The sequence below is a fragment of the Paenibacillus sp. PK3_47 genome (assembly GCF_023520895.1).
GTDB lineage: Bacteria > Bacillota > Bacilli > Paenibacillales > Paenibacillaceae > Paenibacillus_AQ.
The window spans coordinates 4378857-4400929 of record NZ_CP026029.1; the positions used below are offsets into that span (position 1 = coordinate 4378857).

Consider the following 22073-nt stretch of genomic DNA (forward strand, 5'->3'; position numbering starts at 1 on the left):
TAGATTTAGAGGGATGTGGAGAAATGGACGACTTGTTCTCAAATTTTATATACGAGGAACTGGGAGACAACGCGGATTATACAGCGGGGGATCGGCCGGAGATCAGCAAACGGGACATTGCTATTATCGGGATGGCGGTCAAGCTTCCGGGAGCCGAAAATCTGGACGCGTTCTGGCAGCTGTGTGCGGAAGGACGGGACTGCATCGGAGCCTTTCCGGAATCGCGGAAAAAAGATACTGACGCCTATCTTGATTATATGGGCATTTCACCGCACCCGTATCTGGACGGAGCTTATCTGGATAATATATCGGGCTTTGATTACTCCTTTTTCAACCTTTCGCCCAAAGAAGCCAGCCTGATGAATCCCTGCCAGCGGCTGTTTCTCGAAAAATCATGGGAAGCAATTGAGAATGCCGGGTACGGCGGAGACCGGATATCCGGCTCCCGGACAGGAGTATATGTCGGGTACATTGGCGACATGGAGGGTTACCGGTACAGATCCATGGTCCAGGATGCGGAGAAGGGCCTGAATCCGATTGCTGTTCCCGGAAATCTGGCTTCTATTATTCCCGGCCGGATCTCTTATCTTCTGGACTTGCGCGGCCCGAGTATGCTGGTGGATACTGCCTGCTCCTCCTCGCTGGTGGCCGTTCATCTGGCCTGTGAAAGCATCCGCAGCGGGAAGTGCGATATGGCGCTGGCCGGAGGGATCAAATTGTACATTTTACCGTTAAATGAAGGGGTACGCATCGGAATAGAATCTTCGGATGGCCGCACCCGTTCATTTGACGACCAGTCGGACGGTACAGGGATTGGCGAAGGGGCGGGCGTAGTTCTTCTGAAGCCGCTGTACCGCGCACTTGAGGACGGGGACAACATTCATGCCGTTATCAAGGGAAGTGCCGTCAATCAGGACGGAAAATCCGCCGGCATTACTGCACCGAGAACGACAGCGCAAACAGAGCTGCTCATTGATGCATGGATGGATGCGGGGATCGATCCGGGCCGCATCGCTTATCTGGAGGCCCATGGAACAGGGACCCGGCTCGGAGATCCGGTTGAAATTGAGGGTATTACTCAAGCGTTCAACAAGTATACGCAGCGTAAGCAATTCTGTGCAATCGGCTCTGTGAAGTCCAATCTGGGACATCTGTATGAAGCGGCAGGAATCATCGGATTGATTAAATCTGCTCTTGCCATGAAACATCGTCAGCTGCCCCCCAGTATTCATTTCACCCGCCCTAACCGTGAAATCCGTTTTGAACAGTCACCGGTATTTCTGAACAACAGGCTGCGGGAATGGCCTGATGAGCACTATCCGCGGTTGTCCGGAGTCAGTTCTTTCGGATTCAACGGTACAAATTGCCATGTAGTGCTTGAAGAAGCACCGGCAGCCCAACCCGGGGAGCCTTCAAACGATGCACTGAATCTGCTGGCCCTTTCTGCCAAAAGCATGTCTTCGCTCAGAAGGCTGGCTGGACGTTACCTTTCTTTCCTGGCCACACATCCTATGGCAGATCTGCGGGATCTCTGTTACACGGCCAATACAGGACGCGGGCACTATGCCTGCCGGCTGATTTTGATGGCCGAAAGCCTTCCGGAAGTATCTGACAAGCTGGAGAAACTGACACACAGCAGCGATTGGAGCGGACTGGGCCCAGGCATCTTTTTCAGCGGACAGGATAATGACAACCCGGATAACAGCACAAGTCCGGGGCAGGACCTGTACTCCAAAAAGCTGCAGCACATTTGTGAATCCTATATCCGGGGCATCGAGGTTAATTGGGATCTGCTCTACCGCCAGGAGTCAAGAAAAAGAGTGGAGCTGCCCGCCTATCCGTTTGATCCCCGGACTTGCTGGCCGGAGTTTACAGGAAGTAACCTAGAAGGCCGTTCTCTTGGGCAGGGGACTGACGGGCGGCAGATCGTGTTAACCGGCAGGCCGGAAGGGGAGACGTATTCCCGGATGGAAGAGACAGTCGGAAAAATCTGGGGAGAGACGCTCGGATATAAGGAATTAAATATTCACCACAGCCTGTTTTCTCTAGGGGCGGATTCAATTGCTATTCTCCGGCTGGCCAACCGGATGAGTGAGGAGCTGCGCATAGAGCTGCCCTTCGCGCAGTTGATTGCCAATCCTACCATCGCACATTGTTCGGCACAGATGGAGGCCTTTCCTCCTCCGGGGAATGGATTGATAAACGGTGAACCAAGCGGGTTTGCCTCCATTCCTCATGTGGAAGACAAAGCCTGGTATGCGGCTTCGGCGGCTCAGGAGCGGATGTACGCCCTTAGTCAGCTTGTAGAGGGGAGCACGGTGTATCATGTGACAGGCGCGGTAGATTTTTCAGTAAGCCTGGACATGGACAAGCTGAACGCTGTCTTCCGGGAACTGATTGAACGGCATGAAATTCTCAGAACTTCTTTCCGGGTGGTTCACGGAAAGCCGGTTCAATATGTCCACGAGCCTGGCACCCTGGCCTTTGCACTGGAAGAGTATCCAGTCATTCAGGAACATGAAATAACGGCGGTCGCTGAACGATTTGTAAGACCTTTTGAACTGGGGAAGGCGCCGCTGTTCAGGGTGGCGGCTGTACATTTTCCGGAGGACCGTACCGTGCTGATCGTAGACATGCACCATATTATTACGGATGGCACCTCAATGGAGACCCTGACCAGGGAAATCGGCCTGCTCTATGCGGGGAACAGGCTGAAACCCCTGAAGCATCAGTATAAGGATTACTCCAGCTGGCAGCAGAACAACAGGAACACTGCCGGTTACAGGGGGCAAGAGAAGTATTGGCTGCAGGAGTTCGCTGAAATGCCGCAGGTACTGGAGCTCAATCCGGATGTCAAAAGGCCGGCTGTCCAAAGCTTTCAGGGAGCGGAAATTACCTTCACTTTTGACCGGGAGCTTACGGAACAGATCAAGAATCTGGCCCGCCGCCTGGATTGCACAGTGTTCATGATTTTACTGGCTACGCTTAATGTTCTGCTCGCTAAGCAAAGCGGTCAGAGCGAAATCGTTATCGGATGTCCCGTCTCCGGCCGTGAGCATCCGGATCTGGCGGGAATGCTCGGTCTGATGGTTAACACCATTGCCATCAAGAACATCATCGGAAGGGACGACAGCTTTGCCAGCCTGGCCGAAAAAACACGCATCAAAACACTGCAGGCCTACAGCAATCAGGCGTATCAGTTCGATGATCTGGTCGACAAGGTCATGGTACATAGAAATCCGGGTGCGTCCCCGGTTTTCACAGTTATGTTCGTGCTGCAAAACATGCCTGTCATTCAGCTAGGGAATGTTCAGTCCCGGCCGTTCAAGCTGAACAAAACCTCAGAAATGTTCGATCTGTCCTTTGTTGCGGCAGAAGCCGATAATGAAATCTGCTTCAGTCTGACCTATGCAACCAGTTTGTTCACCCGGCCGGCAATCGGTAAGATGGCGGACAGATACCGGAAGATGGTGGAGCAGATGATAGCTGGACCGGAGATTCTTTTGGAGCATATTGAGTTTATGTCGGCCGAAGAGGCAGACCGCTATAACCGGAATTCCGCCGGCGCTGATGTGATTGAGGCCGATTTTGCATTCTAAGAGGTGAAATTCGGAGGGGTGACAAGCATGAGTACCAGCTTAATCAAGGTTTCAGAAGCCTATTGGGTAGACACCGTACAGGCTAAATACGAACGGCTGCAGCTGGGAATTCCCGCTGCAGGCACTGCAGCTTCCCCCGGGCACTGGGGGTTTGAACTGGACCCGGAGCTGCACCAGCAGTTGTACCGGTTAAGCGGGGGCAATGATTTCATGATTTATATTGTGCTCCTGACAGTATACAAGATCGTTCTGGAACGAATCTGCGGAACAAGCGAATTTGCGGTCGGAGTTCCGCCTTACTTCAAGGACAGCAGTGAACACCATGCCAATCCCTACCTGCTGAGCCTGAATGATCAGGACCATAACCGTTTACCGGTCAAACAGGCACTTTCCGCACAGCGCGCAAGCCTGAATGAGCTCTACCGGCATCAATTTTATCCTGGAGACCGGCTATATGGAATTCACGGTGTACCGAACAGGGTCAATGCCTTTATCGGCATGCGCAATATACATCAAACTCATGTGCTTCAGGGGCTGTTACAGCTTCAATATAATGAGCTGATGCTGATTGCGGAACAACAGGAAGACAGAATTACAGTGGAATTCTACAGCCGTTCGCCTATGCCGGCAGAAGAATGCAGCCTGTGGTCCGGCAGTTTCCGTAACGTTCTGGCTGCCCTGCTGTCTGATCTGGAGCAGCCGGTTGAAAACCTGGAGCTGGTGGATGAACAGCAGAAGCAGCAGCTTTTGAAGGATTTTAACGGGAACGGAGTTCAGTATCCGGTGGACAGGGCTGTACATCAGATGTTTGAGGAACAGGTGAATGAAAGGCCGGATCAGCTGGCAATATGGAGCGAAGCTGCAGCGGTAACGTACCGGGAACTGAACAGACGGGCCAACAGACTGGCCTGGCTGCTCCGGCGCGAGGGGATAGTACCTGAAGCCCCGGTTGCTGTAGTAAGCAGCAGTTCGGCAGACATGATCGCCGGCATACTTGCGGTCCTGAAGGCGGGAGCAACTTACATCCCAATAGATCCTGAATATCCGTCCGAGCGGATCGCTTATATTATACGGGACAGCGGAGCCGGAATAGCGCTCGTGGATGAGCAGGGTGCAGACCTGGTCAAGGCACTGCCGGTTGCTGCACTCAGTCTGGATGCATACGTAACGCCTGGTATCCCGGAAGAAAATCTTAATCTGGATGTTCCTTCAGAACGGCTTGCTTACATTATTTATACCTCAGGCACGACGGGCAATCCAAAGGGGGTCGCTGTTGAGCACCGTTCATTGGTTCATTTATGCTGCTGGCATAACGCATACTACCATGTCGATTCCACTGATTTAGCTGCCAAGTATGCAGGAACCGGGTTCGATGCCAGCGTGTGGGAGATTTTCCCTGTCCTGCTTGCGGGGGCTACCCTGCATATTGTTCCGGCTGAATTGCGGCTGGATGCAAAAAAGCTGAACGAACATTATGAGAGCTGCGGGATTACTATAGGTTTTCTGCCCACAAGTATTTTTGAACGGTTCATTCAATATGAAAACCGGTCGCTGAAGCGCCTGCTGACAGGAGCGGAGAAGCTCAAAGTCGTACGTGAGCAGACTTATGAGCTTTATAACAACTATGGTCCCACGGAATATACGGTTGTGACAACCAGCTTCAGGATCGACAGGGAGTACGCCAATATTCCGATTGGCAAACCGGTGGGCAATACCCGGGTCTATATCCTGAATCAGGGCAACCGTCTTCAGCCTGTCGGTGTTGCCGGAGAGCTGTGTATATCGGGGGACGGCCTGGCGCGGGGTTACCTTCATAATGAGGAGCTGACGAACGCCAAGTTTACAGAGAATCCGTATGCGCCGGGTGAACGGATGTACCGGACAGGGGATTTGGCCCGCTGGCGGCCGGACGGAAATATTGAATATCTGGGCCGTATAGACCAGCAGGTGAAGATCCGGGGGTTCCGGGTCGAGCTTGGCGAGATCGAAAGCCGGATGCTGGGAATCGGCGGTATACGTGAAGCTGCAGTAAAGGATTGGGACCGGGACGGCACGACGATGCTGTGCGGTTACTACGTGTCTGATACAGAAAGGAGTCCAGCAAGCTTGCGCGAGGCGCTGCAGCGGACACTGCCGGATTATATGGTTCCAGCCTGCTTTATACGGCTCGGGGAGCTGAAGGTTACGGCCAACGGCAAAATTGACCGCAGGGCGCTGCCTGAGCCGGAAGGCGATGTTCTGACAGGGACAAGCTACACTGCACCGCGCTGCGAAACAGAACGGATAATGGCCGGGATCTGGGCAGAGGTGCTCGGCATGAGCGGGGAGCCGGGAATCCACGATGACTTTTTCGGTCTGGGCGGACATTCACTGAAGGTTACGGCACTGATTACGCGGATTCACGAGCGGCTGGATGCGGTGGTAAGCGTAAAGGATGTGTTCACTGCACCAACAATAGCCCAGCTTTCGGAGCTGGTCAGACAATCGGAGCCGGGAACGTACGGGGAGATCCGTAAGTTAGAGGAGCAGGAGTTCTACGAGGCCTCCTCGGCCCAGAAGCGGATGTTCGTTCTGCACCAGCTGAACCCTGACAGTCTGGCTTACCATGTGCCGGGTGCATTCCTGATCCGGGGCAGACTGGACGAAGCCCGGTTAAGCCGTGCGCTGCTTCAGCTGATCCGCAGGCATGAGGCGCTGAGAACCCGGTTTGCAGAGGTTGGGGGAAGGGTTGTCCAGAAGATTGTCCCTATGGAAGAAGTCAGCTTTACTGCAGAGCGCTTTGCTGCAGCCAGCAGCAATGAAGCGCAGGCATGGATGGCTGATTACCTCCAGCCTTTTGAGCTGCACAGCGGCCTTCCCATCCGGGCAGCCGTGATCACGCTGGAACAGGACAAAAACATTTTGCTGCTGGATATTCACCATATTGCTGTGGATGGAGCATCGGCAGGGATCCTTATCCGGGAGTTAAGTGAATTATATTCCGGCCGGGTGTTCCCGCCGCTGAAGGTGCAGTACAAAGACTACTCTCAGTGGCAATTGAATCGCCATAATGCAGCTGCGGAGAAACAGGAAGAATACTGGCTTTCCGAACTGCAGGGTGAACTGCCGCTGCTGAATATGCCTGCTGATTTTCCTAGGCCGAGGGAAAAGGATTTCCGGGGCGGGCTGGTTACTACGACTTTGGATGCCGAGCAGACGGCAAAAATGAAGCGGGTCTGCCGCGAGACGGGAAGCACATTGTTCATGTTCCTGCTGTCGGCCATCAATATTGTGCTCCACAAGTCAAGCGGCCAGGAGGACATTATTGTGGGAACTCCGGCTGCAGGCAGAAATCATCGGGATACGGAATCTTTGATTGGTGTATTCGTCAATACGCTGCCTATCCGTTCTCATGTCAACGGTTCGCTGACCTTTGAGCAGTTGCTTGGAGCTGTCAGACGTAAATCCCTTGAAGCGCTGGAGAACCAGGATTATCCATTCGAGAATCTGGTGGAAAAGCTGCAAACCGGCCGGGATTTGGGCAGAAATCCGCTGTTTGATGTCATGTTTGTCCTGCAGGAAAATGAAGCAGGGCAATGGAAAGCCCAGGACCTGATCATTCAGCCGTTCGACTGGCCGCTGCATACCGAGAAATTTGATCTTACCTGGGAAGCGGCAGAAACAGGGAGCGGACTGGAAATCAGGCTCAGCTACGCGGCAAGCCTCTTTGAAGCAAGCAGTGCTAAGACCCTTTTAGACCGGCTGGCCAGGGTGATTAATGCCGTTACTTCCAATAGAGACGTTCCAGTCGGTCAGATCGAGATAATGGGCGAGGAAGAAAAGAAGCGGATTCTGTACGAATTTAACCCTACACCTGCAGTCGGACTCCGGAAGCAGACGCTGATGGATCTATTTCAGACACAGGCCAAACGTACTCCCGGACGCACGGCCCTTGTATATAATGAACGGATAATGACCTATGGGGAGCTGGACCGCAGAGCGAATGCCCTGGCAAGAACACTGAGATCCAAAGCGGTCCTGCCGGACGATCTGGTAGCTGTCAGAATGAACCGTTCCCCGGAGCTGATCATTGCTTTGTTCGCTATCTGGAAGGCCGGCGCAGCCTATCTTCCCGTTGACCCGGCATTTCCGGAGGAGAGAACCCGTTATATTCTGCAAAACAGCGGAACCCGGTTAATCCTTACGGATGATCCGGTTCCCTGGGAGAATGTTGAAGCTGTACAGGTGCGCGACCGGGAACCGGAGAGCAAGGATACAGAGCCGCTGGAAGCAATGGCCGGCCCGGACAATCTGGCCTATGTTATCTATACATCAGGAACAACAGGCAACCCTAAAGGGGTAGCAGTGCAGCATAAAGGAATTATGAACACGCTGCTCGATCTCCAGTCAAGCTATCCGCTGAATGCTGAAGGGAAGTATCTTTTGAAGACGAACTATACCTTCGATGTTTCAGTGTGCGAATTATTCGGCTGGTTCTTTGAGGGAGGACAGTTGGTCATTTTACCGCAGGGTGCTGAAAGGGAGCCGGATATCATCCTTGCAGCCATTGCGCAGCACAAAATTACGCATATTAACTTCACTTCTTCCATGTTCAATATGCTGCTCTCAGGCATGGATAAAGCTTCGGCGGAAGCCCTCGGCAGCCTGCAATATATTCTTACGGCAGGAGAAGCATTGACCTTTGAACATCACGAGATCACACAATTTCTTTTGCAACGCTGTGCCATAGAAAATTTATACGGACCGACGGAAGCCTCCATTTATGCTACCGGTTATTCTGTCAAGCCCGGGGATATCGGCAGCCGGATTCCCATCGGAAGACCGCTCGCCAATACCAGGATGTACATTGTCGACGGCAGCGGCATGCTGACTCCTGTTGGCGTGGAAGGGGAGCTCTGCATTGCCGGTGCCGGACTGGCACTGGGCTATTACCGCAATGAAGAGCTGACGGCCCAGAAGTTCACCGCCGATCCTTTTGCCGACGGAGAACGCATGTACCGGACTGGCGATGTGGCACGGTGGTTGCCGGACGGGAACATTGAATACCTGGGAAGAATCGACCATCAGGTCAAAATAAGAGGCTACCGGATTGAACTTGGAGATGTCGAGAATACGCTGATGAAGCTGGAAGGCATTCAAAAAGTGCTTGTCGTGGACAAGGAGCTGGCCGGAGGCCGTGGACTGGTAGCGTACTATGTCTCATCTGCCGCCTATACAGTCGCGGAGCTGCGGAGCGAGCTGGGCAGAAGACTTCCGGAATATATGATCCCTGCTTATTTTATTGCCCTGGAACAGTTCCCGCTGAACTCCAGCGGAAAAATTGACCGCAAGGCGCTGCCGGAAGTAACCGGAGATATGGAGAGCGGCGAAGGATACGAAGCACCGGAGAGCAGGGAAGAAGTGCTTCTGGTCCGGATCTGGAGCACTGTGCTGGGCATCAAAAAGATCGGAGTCCTCGATGATTTCTTCAATCTGGGAGGGGATTCAATCAAGGCCATGCAGGTGGTCTCCAAGATCAGGGAGCACGGCTATTATGCGGAAGTGAAGGATGTTTTCCGTTCGCTGACCATCCGGGAGCTGGGATGTTCAATGAAACAGGCAGTTCCTGAAAACCTCGGGAAGACGGGGCAAGATCCGGAGACAGGCGAAGCAGAGCTGACGCCGATCCAGCGCTGGTTCTTCAGCTCACAGTTTACCGGACAGCATCACTGGAACCAGGCGGTTATGCTGCACCGGCCCGAAGGTTTTGCAGCTTCAGTCCTGGACAGAGCGCTGTGCCAGCTGGTCCGGCATCATGACTCACTACGACTGTCCTTCAAGCAAACGGAAGGAGGCGGGATTATCCAGCAGTACCGGGAGGCGGACGGTGACCTGTTCGAGCTGAGGGAATTTGATCTGCGCGGCCTGCTTCCTGAAGCGATTAATGAATTCGTGAGAAAGGCTGCGGATAACATCCAGAGCAGTATGGATCTGGAACGGGGACCGCTATTCAAGCTGGGGCTGTTCCGCAGTGATGACGGGGATCATTTATTGATGGCTGTTCATCATCTGGCAATAGACGGAGTATCCTGGCGGATTCTGTTTGAGGACTTGGCAGAGGCTTACAGGCAGGCGGAGAAGGGGGCGGGTATCAAGCTTCCCCTCAAGACATTATCCTACCGGCAGTGGTCCTCCATGCTGACGGAGTATGCCGGCAGCAGTCTTATTGATAAGGAAATCCCCTATTGGCAGAATGTTGAGAACAGTAAAGTCTGTGACCTGCCGAAAGATTATGCTTCCGGTACTGTATTTACACGACAGTCTGCGCGGAAGGTCGCCGGCTGGCTGAGCGAAGCGGAGACGGATGCTCTTTTGAAACAGGCAAACGCCGCATACCGTACCGAGATCAATGATCTGCTGCTAACTGCACTTGTAAAATCAATTGCCAGGTTCTCAGGTGACGAGGCGGTACTGATCCATCTGGAAGGCCACGGGCGGGAAGAAATTGCAGAGGGGTTGGATATCACCCGCACGGTAGGCTGGTTTACCTCCATGTTCCCGGTGGTGTTTCATTATGATTCCGGTGCAGGCTGGCCTGAATGGATCAGCTATATCAAAGACCATCTCCGGCAAATCCCCGGCAAGGGTACCGGTTACGGGATGCTGAAATACCTGCGCCGCTGGAAGCCGGGGGAAGAGATGGATTTCCGGCTGCGCCCGGAGATTGGCTTCAACTATCTGGGGCAATTTGATGCGGATCTGGACACCGGAGTATTTAAATTATCGCCTTTTGACCCTGGAGAGGCAATGGGGCCGGATAGTGAGCTGCAGCATGCGCTTGAGTTCACTGGCCTGATTAGAGATAAACGTCTGTGCATGGAGCTAACCTACAGTGCCCGACAGTACAGTGAATCTTCAGCTGCTGGTCTGCTCACAGACTATATGGAACAGCTGAAGCTGGCCATCGCCCATTGTACGGAGGTCAAGTCACCGGTGCGGACGATCTCGGACCTGACCCGTGAACAGATCACTGCTGAACAGGTACGTGCTTTGCCCCATGCGGATGAAGTCCAATACATCTACCCGCTGGCACCTGCGCAAAAGGGAATTCTTTTCCATTCGCTTATGAACGGTTTATCCGACGATTATTATGAACTCTTCCGGATCGAAATGACCGGGAGACTGGATCGGAAACGGCTGGAGTATGCACTGCAGGAGGTAATCAGCCGCCATGAGATGCTGAGAGCCAATATCGATATTCAGAGCTTCCAAGATCCGATGCTCCTGGTATACAAGCATAAAAAGACCGAAATCGTCTATCTGGATGCCAGGAATTGTGCTGACAGTACCGCATGCATCCAGGAGCAAATGGGCACGGACCGTAACCGGGGCTTCCGGCTGGACAAGGATATGCTGATCCGCCTGAATATAGTACAAACGGCAGATGAGCAGTATACGCTAATTTTCAGCTATCACCACATCATTATGGATGGCTGGAGCATGGGGATTGTCCTGAAGGACCTGTTCCAATTATATAACCGCAGCCCGGAAGGTCTGGCGATTGAAGGTCATCCATCCTCTATACTATCTGACTATACCGAATGGATGAAGCGGAGGAATGATTCAGCAGCCGAGGCTTACTGGAAAGAATATCTGGCAGGCTTCAGAGAGCCTTCCATGCTGCCGTCACGACAGTCTTCAAATCACGGGACGCAGGCTGTGCATACCCTTTCCATAGCCCATGACAAGATCGAAAAGCTGGAACGGATGGCGGTTAGCAGCAAAGTAACCTTAAATACTATCATTCAGGCGGTCTGGTCTTTGCAACTGCAGTACTATAGTGGACAATCCGAGTCAGTGTTTGGTTACGTAGTATCGGGAAGAAATCCTCAAATCAGGGGGATAGAACAGGCGGTCGGGTTGTTCATCAATACGCTGCCGCTCCGTGTCTCCAGTCAGGGAGTCTGCACATTTGAGGAATTCATCCGGCAGATTCACGGCAATACACTGGAGAGCAGAAATCACGATTCTTATTCCCTGGCTGATATTCAGGCTCGGAGTGAACCGAGGGAGAAGCTTTTCAACCATATCATGGTGTTTGAGAACTTCCCGATCGCCGCGGAACAGATCAATGCTGATATAAAAGAGTCGGGACTGTCGGTTCAATCCTTTGAAGCCGTAGAGCAGACGCATTATCCCCTGGCGATTATTGTCAGCCGGAATGAAGGGCTGCTGTTCAGATTTATGTTCAATTCCCCGGATATCTCAGACTATGATGCCGAAAGGATCGTGCAGCATTTCACGGAGGCTCTGGAGAAATTGGCAAGCAGAGGGCAGGAGGCGTGTGATCTCGCTCTTTTCAGTGATCAGGAGAATCAAATGAATTCCGGATTTCAAGTGAAATTTAATTTCTAACGGATGGCTGGGTGATAAGGATGAACAGGGTATGTGAGTGCAGAAATGAATGGTCGGGCGGAACACAGGCAATAACCATCCCGGAGCATCAAAAGCAAAAACCTGCTTGCAGCAGCAGGATTGTTAAACAGGATACCTTCCAAAAGCTGAATTATCTGGGCAACAGCGACACTTTGGCTATATTCATGATACTGCTGGCCAACCTTCAGGTTTGTCTTTCCAAGGCGGCCCATCAGGAGCAGGTCATCATTGATATCCCACTGCTGCCGCTCCGGGAAGGAAGCCATGCTGCAAGCCCTGTGCTTGCCTTTCAGCACGAAGTTGCTGAAGGTACTGTGTTCAAGGAGCTGCTGATTCAGACCAGCCGGAAGCTGCAGGAATGTTACTCACAGATGGGGGAAGGCTTGAGGCATGCGCGGAAGATTGAAGAACCCGCTTCGTTCCGGTTGATGATGCCTGAGCTCCACGGCCGGAATGAATGCCTGGAATTATGTGAAGCTCATGGATTTGCCGGAATAAATCTGTCGCTTTCCGCCTCTGAAGGCCATCTGGCTATAGAAGCTTACTATAATCCTTCCTTGTATGAAGAAAAGGCGGTCCTCAGAGTTACCGCACTGTTTGAGACCATCCTTGAACAGGTGCTTAATAATACGCTGGCTCCGCTGGACGGGCTCCATATGCTTGATGAGCACCAGGCGGCTGAGCTGATGGACCAGTTAACCGGACCCCGTAGGGCCTATCCCCGTGAGAAGAACATCTGTACATTATTTGAAGAACAAGCGGTGCTTACACCTGACCAGCCGGCGGTGATCTTCGGCGAACAACGCTTAACGTACAGCGAGCTTAACAACAAAGCGAACACGCTGGGAAAACTGCTGCAGGATAAAGGGGTAGGTCAGGATACCGTTGTCGGACTCCTGATGGACCGTTCTGTGGAAATGGTGGTAGGGATGCTGGGCATTCTAAAAGCTGGCGGCGCTTATATGCCTTTTGATCCGGAGTATCCGGATGAACGTATCGCTTATATGGCCGCTGACAGCGGAACTCCGCTTATTGTTACCCGACGGGGAATGCGGAAGCCTGGCAAGCTTGACGCCGAATGGCTGGAAATTGACTGCGGGTCCCTGGAGGAATCAGATGATGATCCGGTTCTGTACCATCCGGACAGTCTGCTCTACGTTATTTACACCTCCGGAACTACAGGCAATCCCAAAGGGGTCATGTTTACGAACCGCGGCCTGGTCAACCTGATTTCCTATCAGAACAGTGTACTGGGCATTCCGCTGGACACCAGAGTTCTCCAGTTTGCCACCATTGCCTTTGATGTCGCTTCACAGGAAATATGGTCGACTCTGCTTGCAGGCGGAGAACTTCATCTGATTCCGGACGCTACACGCAAAAACCTGCATACACTGCTGCCGTTTATGGAGAACTCGGGGATAAAAACGGTTTTCCTCCCGACCTCATTCTTCAAGCTGCTTGCCGCCGAGCATGAGTACCTGTCCAGGCTGGCCCGCTGTGTTAATGATATTGTCGTCGCCGGCGAGCAATTGACGCTGGACCCAGCCATGCTGAAGATGCTGGGCAGAGAAGGCACACGCCTGCACAACCATTACGGACCTACTGAAACCCACGTGGTTACAGCAATAACGTTACAGGAGGATTGCGGCGCAGTTCCGCCGATAGGATTTCCTATAGCCAACGCCGATATCCGCATCCTGGATGATCATAATCATGCCGTTCCGGTAGGCGCAGTAGGCGAGATATGTATCGGCGGGGATTGCCTGGCGAGAGGATACCTGAATAATCCGGAGCTGACCGGCGCCAAGTTTATCAGTCATCCGTTTATCGATGGCCAAAAAATGTACCGGACCGGAGACTTGGGCCGCTGGCTTCCCGATGGTTCCATTGAATGTCTGGGGCGCATAGATCATCAGGTGAAAATCAGAGGATTCCGTGTCGAGCCCGGTGAGGTTGAAGCCCGTCTCCAGCAAATGCAGGAGCTCCAAAGTGCAGTGGTGTTAAAAAAAGAAAGCGGCGGCCAGGTCTACCTCTGCGCATACGTTGTGCCGGCTGCCGAGCTGTCGGTCGCAGAGCTCCGGGCGAAGCTGTTAAAGAGCCTGCCTGAATATATGATTCCGTCTTATTTTGTCCCTCTGGAGCGGATGCCGCTGACAACGAACGGTAAGGTCGACCGCCGGGCGCTGCCGGAACCCGATTTGAATAGAACGGCGGGGACTGCACATGTGGAGCCCCGCAGTGAAATGGAAGCGCTGCTGGCAGAGATCTGGTGCGGAGTGCTGAACTGCAGGAGCATCGGGGTTTATGATGACTTTTTCGAACAGGGCGGTCACTCGCTTAAGGCAATTACTCTGGTTACACGCATACGCCAGCGGCTGCAGGCTGAGGTATCTGTCGCAGAAATATTTGCTTGCCGGACGATTGCGAAACTTGCCGGATTGCTATCCTCCACTCATGTCAGAGCTGAGAATGAGGCGATTCCGCAAGTGCCCGATAGTGAATACTATGAAGTCTCTTCTGCACAAAAAAGAATGTACATGCTGCAGCAAATGGATCAGGGGGCAGCCTATCACATTCCGGGTGCCATTGAGATTACAGGTAATTTGGACATCGGCCGGCTCGAAGCCGCCATCCGCCAATTAATCGGGCGGCATGAGCCTCTCCGGACCGTATTTCATTCCGCCGGCGGGAAGATTGTTCAGCGTATATTACCGATGAATGAAGTTCGCTTTTCTCTGGAGCTGTGCGCTGCAGAATCTGAAGAAGAAGCCAGAGTACAGCTGGACTGCTTTATCCGTCCTTTTGACCTGCATGCTGATCTTCCGCTCAGGGCGATATTGAGCCGGCTTGATGCAGAGCGGCATCTGCTGCTTCTGGACCTGCATCATATTATTGCCGATGGTGTAACAGCAGTAATATTAAGTAAAGAGCTGGCTGCCTTCTATGCCGGAGAGCAGCCGGAACCGCTGAGTATCCAGTATAAGGACTATGCCGCATGGCAGACGGGAAGACAAAACACTGGGCTGCTCGGACAACAGAAGGACTATTGGCTTAACAGGCTGTCCGGTGAACTGCCTGTACTGGAGCTGCCCTGCGATTATCCGCGCCCGGCGGAGAAGGATTATCTGGGAGATCAGCTTGTAATGGAATGGGATAAGGAGACGGCTAAGCAGTTATCAGGTATGGCCATGGAGAACGGAAGTACGATGTATATGGTGCTGCTGGCCTGTCTCAATATTCTATTGACACGGTGGAGCGGCCAGGAAGAGCTCATTATAGGAACTCCGATTGCGGGAAGAAATCATCCGGAACTTGAACCGCTGGCCGGAATATTTGTTAATACGCTTGCCATCCGCAGTACGGTGGATCATCATTCCACGTTCAGACAGCATCTGGAACAGGTGAAAGAAACAGTTCTGGAGGCATTCCAAAATCAGGAGTATCCGTTCGAAAGCCTGACCGAGAGCTTGAAGGTTGTCAGAAGCCTGAACCGCAATCCGCTGTTTGATATTATGCTCACCATGGAGAATACGGACTTCAGCAAATACAGCTGTGACGGGACTGATTTTCAGCTGTATGACATGCCTTACCGCAAAGAAAAGTTTGATATGACCTGGAGCGCCTCAGAACAGGATGACAGGCTGCGGTTAACCATCAGTTATGCCACCGCTCTCTTTGACCGGAACACCATTGAGCGGATGGGCGTCTGCTTCAGCCGTATCCTTGGAGAGGTGGTCCGGAATGCCGATATCCCGGTCGGGGAAATTGAGCTCATCTCTGAAACAGACAGGGAGATGGTGCTTGAGCTGTTCAACCCCGGACCTCTCGACTATCCGAAGGATCAGACCATCAGTGACCTGATTGAGCTGCAGACGGCTTATACACCGGACAACACGGCAATATCCGATAATGGAAGCCGCTGGACTTACCGGCAGCTGAATGCACGGGCGAACGCTCTGGCCAGGACGCTGCAGCGGTGCGGGGTCCGGGAGGAGTCGTTTGTTGCCATTCTCAGCGGAAGCTCAGCCGAGATGATCGTAGCCATCCTTGCAGTGCTGAAAGCGGGAGGTACTTATATCCCTATTGATCCGCAATATCCCGATGAACGGATAGGTTATATCCTGCTGGAAAGCGGAGCAGGCCTGCTCCTGACGGATGAGAAAAACTCGGAGCGGATGAAGGGGCAAGCTCTCCGGACCATAGGCTTGCATGATCCGGCTGCTTATGACAGTGAAGACGGAAACTTGAATCTGCGGATTCCGCAGAAACAACTGGCGTATGTCATCTATACATCGGGGACTACAGGCAATCCGAAAGGCGTTGCGATTGAGCATGGTTCGCTTGTGAATTTCTGCTGCTGGCACAACCGGCATTTCGGTGTGGATGGCTCGGATATTTTCGCCAAATATGCAGGAGTGGGCTTTGATGCAAGCGCCTGGGAGATTTTCCCCTGTCTCCTTGCCGGAGCTGCTTTGCAGATCGTTCCTGAAGATTTGCGTCCGGATGCCGAGAAACTGAATGCCTTTTATGATCAGCACGGCATTACGATCGGGTTCCTGCCAATCAGTATGTTTGAACGTTTCATTCAATATGAGAACCGTTCGCTAAGACGCCTGCTGACCGGGGCGGAGAAGCTCAAATTTGTACGTGAGCAGACCTATGAGCTTCATAACAACTACGGTCCTACGGAATGTACGATTCTGACCACGAGCTTTAAGATCGACGGGGAGTACCCTAATATTCCGATTGGCAAGCCGGTGGGCAATACCCGGGTGTATATCCTGAATCAGAGCAACCGTCTTCAGCCTGTCGGGGTCGGGGGAGAGCTGTGCGTCTCCGGTGACGGTCTGGCCCGGGAGTATCTTCATAATGACGAATTAACGAATGCCAAGTTCACAGAGAATCCCTACGAGCCGGGCGGACGGATGTACCGGACAGGTGATTTGGCCCGCTGGCGGCCGGACGGGAATATCGAGTTCCTGGGCCGCATAGACCAGCAGGTGAAGATCCGGGGCTTCCGGGTGGAGCTTGAAGAGATTGAAAGCCGGATGCTGGGAATCCCCGGTATACGGGAAGCGGCAGTGAAGGATTGGGAGCGGGACGGCAGCAGGATGCTGTGCGGCTACTACGTGTCTGATACAGAAATTGCGGCAGCCAGCCTGCGTGAGGCACTTCAGCGGACACTGCCGGATTATATGGTTCCGGCCTGCTACATGCGGCTCGGGGAGCTGAAGGTTACAGCTAACGGCAAAATGGACCGTAAAGCGCTGCCGGAGCCGGAAGGCGATATCCGTACAGGCAGAAGCTATACCGCTCCGCGCAGCAGAACAGAGCAGAGACTGGCCGGGATCTGGGCAGAAGTGCTCGGTATGCGCGGAAATCCGGGAATCCACGATGACTTCTTCGAGCTGGGCGGACATTCATTGAAGGTAACAGCACTAATAACCCGGATTCACGAACAGCTGGGTGCCGTGGTGGGTGTAAAAGATGTGTTCACTGCACCGACAATTGCACAGCTGTCTGAGCGGATCAGCCTGGCGGAGGCCGGAGATTACGGTGAGATCAGCAGGGTGGAGGAACAGCAATTCTATGAAGCTTCCTCGGCCCAGAAGCGGATGTTCGTACTGCAGCAGCTGGATCCGGGGAGCACTGCTTACAACATTCCGTGGGTCATATCTATCGATGGCAGTCTGAACCTTCCCCGTATGGAAGCAGCCTTGCTGAAGCTGATTGAAAGACATGAAGCGCTGCGGACCCTATACGACATGGATCAGGAGCGTGTGATCCAGCGGGTTCTGCCTCCGGTGCAGCTGAATTTCCGGCTTGAATTGTTCACAGCCGCCAGCGGGCAGGAGATGGAGACGATTGCCGGGCAGTTTGTCCGCCCCTTTGATATCCGGCGTTCCATTCCCGTCCGTGCCGGGGTGATCAGCCTTTCGGAGAGCCGGCATATCTGGCTGCTGGATCTTCATCACATCGCTGCCGATGGCACCACCATGGGGATTTTGATGCGGGAGTTCAGCGCTCTGTACTCAGGAAAGGAGCTTGCTCCTCTGAAGCTGCAGTATAAAGATTATTCTTCCTGGCAGCTGAAAGGGCAGGACAGCGTGGAAATGAAGAAGCATGAGGAGTATTGGCTGCAGGAATTCAGCGGCGAGATTCCTGTATTGCAGCTTCCGCTGGATTATCCGCGGCCGCAGCACAAGGATTTCCGCGGGCGGCATGTCCGCACAGTGCTTGGGGCAGAAAGGGTAGTGCAGTTAAATCAGCTGGCCCGGGAGAATGACAGCACCCTGTTTATGGTACTTATGGCCGGAGTCAAGATCATGCTGTCCAAGTATACGGGACAGGAAGACATTATTGTCGGCAGCCCGATTGCCGGGAGGACGCATAAAGATCTGGAGCCGGTCGCGGGTATGTTCGTTAACACCCTGTCGTTTCGCAGCAGGGTCAGCGGCAGTCTCAGCTTCAAACAATACTTGGAGGTAATCCGGACCAAGGCTCTGGATGCTTATGAGCATCAGGACTACCCGTTTGAAGACATCGTGGAGAAGCTTGGCGTAACAAGAAGCCTCAACCGGAATCCGCTGTTCGATGTCATGTTCGTGCTGCAGAATACAGCCTTTGAAGAGCTGCAGACAGACGGGCTGGCTTTCCGGCAGCTCGTTCCGGACGCCAATGTGGAGAAGTTCGACCTGACTATTAACACTGCCCTTCAGGATGAACAGCTTGTGCTCGACATCAGCTATGCGGAAAGCTTGTTCGACCATAGGACAATTGAACGGATGGCCGGGCATCTGGAGTATATCCTTCAGCAGATTACAGAACGCCCGGATGCACGGATGGATGAACTGCAGCTGATCACTGAAGCCGAGATTGCTGCAAATCTTGAGGGTTATAACGAGACTGCTTGTTCATATCCAACGGACAGAACCCTTCATCAGAGCTTTGAGGAGCAGGTGCACCGCACTCCGGACCGGATAGCGGTGGTGGCCGGAGGGGATAGGCTCACTTACCGGGAGCTGAACCGAAGGGCAAATATTATTGCTGCTGAACTTGTACGCAAAGGAGTTGCCTGCGGAGATATGGTGGCTGTCAGGATAGGGCGGTCAGCCGATCTTGTGGCAGGGATCCTTGCAGTCTTGAAGTCCGGAGCCGGTTATATCCCGGTTGAAACTGAATATCCGGCAGAGCGCCTGAATTATATTCTTGGCAACAGCAGATGTCCGCTGCTGTTAACGGATGGGACGGACGATCTGGAGCTGATTCACAATACGGAAGTTATGCATTTATCAGATGTACAGACAGGAACGGATAACGCTGAGGTGAATCTTCCTGATCCCGCCGTCCTCCCTTCTGATGTGGCCTACATTATATATACTTCGGGTTCAACGGGTGTGCCAAAGGGAGTCGTAATCAGCCATCAGGCCGCCTTAAATACCTGCCTTGATATCAATGCCAAATTTGCAGTGGACGCTGCAGACAGCATTCTGTCAGTGGCCTCCATCGGTTTTGATTTATCGGTATACGATCTTTTCGGGGCTTTGATTTCCGGAGCCCAAGTGGTGATCGCCCGTGATCCTAAAAACATTCAAGAGATTGCGGAGCTGCTGGCCAAAGAGCAGATTACGATATGGAATTCGGCGCCGCCGTTTATGGAGATGGTACTGGGAAGCCTGCCGGTCACCCAGAATTATCCGTCGTTGCGGATCGTTATGCTCAGCGGGGACTGGATTTCGCTGAATTTGCCGGCACGGATTAAAGAATACTTTCCGGAATCACGCCTGATCAGTCTCGGCGGGGCAACGGAAGGCTCCATCTGGTCCATTTACTATCCGGTCGGTGAAGTAAAAGCCGCATGGAAATCCATTCCGTATGGTTACCCGCTCGGCAACCAGCAAATGTTCATTATGAATGAACAGCTGCATCTCCAGCCGGCAGGTATTACAGGAGAAATCGTGATCTGCGGCATGGGGGTAGCCGAAGGTTATGCTAATGATCCGGAACGGACAGCCGCAAGTTTTGTTGTGCATCCCCGGTTCGGCAGGCTGTATCGTACAGGCGACCTGGGTGTTCTCAGAAATGAAGGATACATCGAGTTTCTCGGCAGAAAAGATCACCAGGTTAAAATCAGGGGCTACCGTGTGGAATTGGGCGAAATAGAAAGTGTAATGCGGGGAATGGAAGGCATTCAGGAAGTCATCGTTATGGACAAAAGCCTGGAGGGTGTCAAAGTGTTATGCGCCTATTATCTTTCGGATACTGCCTATCCGGCAGCGGTATTCAGGGAGAAAATGAAGGCAAGCCTTCCGGAATATATGGTTCCTTCTTATTTTATCCGGCTGGATACGCTCCCGCTCACTGATAACGGCAAGCTTGACCGGAAGGCACTGCCTGAGCCGGACGGTCAGCCGGTGCTTGATCATCCGTACGTTTCCCCGCGTAATGAGCTGGAAAGTCAGCTTGTGTCCATTTGGACAGAGGTGCTGGGCGCTGAGAGGGTAGGCATTTATGATAACTTTTTCGATCTGGGAGGGCACTCCCTAAAGGCAACTTCCCTGATTGCCAGAATCAGACAGCACTGCGGGGTAGACGTTCCCCTGAGAGAGCTTTTTGCAGCCGGGACCGTCGAAAGACTGGCTGAATATATGATGAAGCAGGAGCATCACGGATACGAAGAGATTGTCAAAGCGGAGACGAGAGACGGCTATGAAGCATCCTCCGCCCAGAAGAGGATTTATTGGCAGCAGCAGATGATGGGGGCGGGTCTTGCCTACCATATTCCGGGTGCGTTTGAGATGAAGGGCGGATTGGATGTCTGCAAGGCGGAGCAGAGTCTTAAGTCCCTGATTGAAAGACATGAAGCGCTCAGAACTGTGTTCAGGATCAAAGAGGGAGAGGTGCTTCAAATCATCCTTCCAGCGGATGAAGCTCAGTTCCGGCTTGAATATACTGAAGCGCAGGACGAAAGCGAAGCTGCGGCATGGATGGACAATTTTATCCGGCCGTTTGATCTGGATAGGGAAATCTTAATACGGGCTGCAGTCATCCGTCTGGAGGAGAAACGGCATTATCTGCTGCTGGATCTGCATCATCTCATCGCTGACGGGGCTTCGGTTGCCAATTTAATCAGTGAGTTCTGCATGCTTTATTCAGGAGCTGCTGCCGGACCTCCAAGGCTCCAGTACAAGGATTACTCCGAGTGGCAGCGCAAACGGCGGATGAGCAAGGAAATGGAGGCACATCAAGCCTACTGGCTGTCGGAATTCAGCGGCCAGGTCCCGGTATTGCATCTCCCTGCAGACCATCCGCGTCCCCAAGAAAAGGACGGCTTCGGCCAGCATGTAAGTCTGGCTCTGAATCCCCCGGATGCGCAGGGACTGCGGCTCCTCGCAGCCCGTAACGGCTGTACTCTGTATATGGTGCTTCTTGCCGGTATTCAAGCACTGCTCTGGCAATACAGCGGGCAGGAGGAAATTATCGTGGGAAGTCCGGTTTCCGGAAGATCACACCGCAGTACTGAAGAGATAATCGGTGTCTTCATTAATACAATCGCTATAAAAGGCAGATTGGACGGTCAGCAATCCTTTACGCAGCATCTGACCTCCCTCCGGACCAAAACGCTGAATGCTTTTGAGCATCAGGATTTTCCTTTTGAAAAGGTGGTTGAGCTGGTGAATCCCGTTACACAGCCCGGCCGGAATCCTTTATTTGATGTAATGTTCATTCTGCAGAATAAGGAAAAGGCCGATTTCACAATCGACGGGCTGAATGTTAGACGGATTCCAATACCGTTTGCCACAGAAAAAATGGACATGACCTTTACAGCGGAAGACAACGGGGAGACGCTTGAACTGGATCTGAATTATGCTTCAAGCCTTTATGAGCGCCGCACTATGGAGACCATGCTTCATCATTTATCCGTCATTTTAACGCAAGCGGTGGAGGCGCCGGACATTCTGCTGGACGATCTGCTGCCGCCTGAATTGGGAATAAAAGGTTCGATTATAGAATTTAAAGAAGAATTCCATTTTTAGGCGGAGTACAGGCTGCATGCCG

General features: G+C 52.8%; 3 protein-coding genes. All 3 read left to right on the forward strand.

The features are described from left to right. The first annotated feature begins 23 nt into the window (after window positions 1-23). Genes C2I18_RS19400 through C2I18_RS19410 form a run of 3 tightly spaced genes read left to right on the forward strand, consistent with a single transcriptional unit; the run spans window position 24 to window position 22051 of the window. A complete protein-coding gene (locus tag C2I18_RS19400) occupies window positions 24-3599 on the forward strand; it encodes a condensation domain-containing protein (RefSeq protein WP_249897383.1) in 3576 nt (1191 codons plus the stop codon). 27 nt (window positions 3600-3626) lie between these two features. Further along, window positions 3627-11993 carry a non-ribosomal peptide synthetase gene (locus C2I18_RS19405; RefSeq protein ID WP_249897384.1) on the forward strand — a complete coding sequence of 2789 codons (8367 nt, stop codon included), beginning with the start codon at window positions 3627-3629 and terminating at the stop codon, window positions 11991-11993. 20 nt (window positions 11994-12013) lie between these two features. Beyond that, entirely contained in the window at window positions 12014-22051 is a 10038-nt protein-coding gene (locus C2I18_RS19410) for a non-ribosomal peptide synthetase (RefSeq protein ID WP_249897385.1), read from the forward strand. Window positions 22052-22073 lie beyond the last annotated feature (22 nt).

Excerpts from the sequence above, each read along its gene's own strand:
- C2I18_RS19400 (WP_249897383.1), top strand. The coding sequence starts at position 24 with ATGGACGACTTGTTCTCAAATTTTATATACGAGGAACTGGGAGACAAC.
- C2I18_RS19405 (WP_249897384.1), top strand. The coding sequence starts at position 3,627 with ATGAGTACCAGCTTAATCAAGGTTTCAGAAGCCTATTGGGTAGACACC.
- C2I18_RS19410 (WP_249897385.1), top strand. The coding sequence starts at position 12,014 with ATGAACAGGGTATGTGAGTGCAGAAATGAATGGTCGGGCGGAACACAG.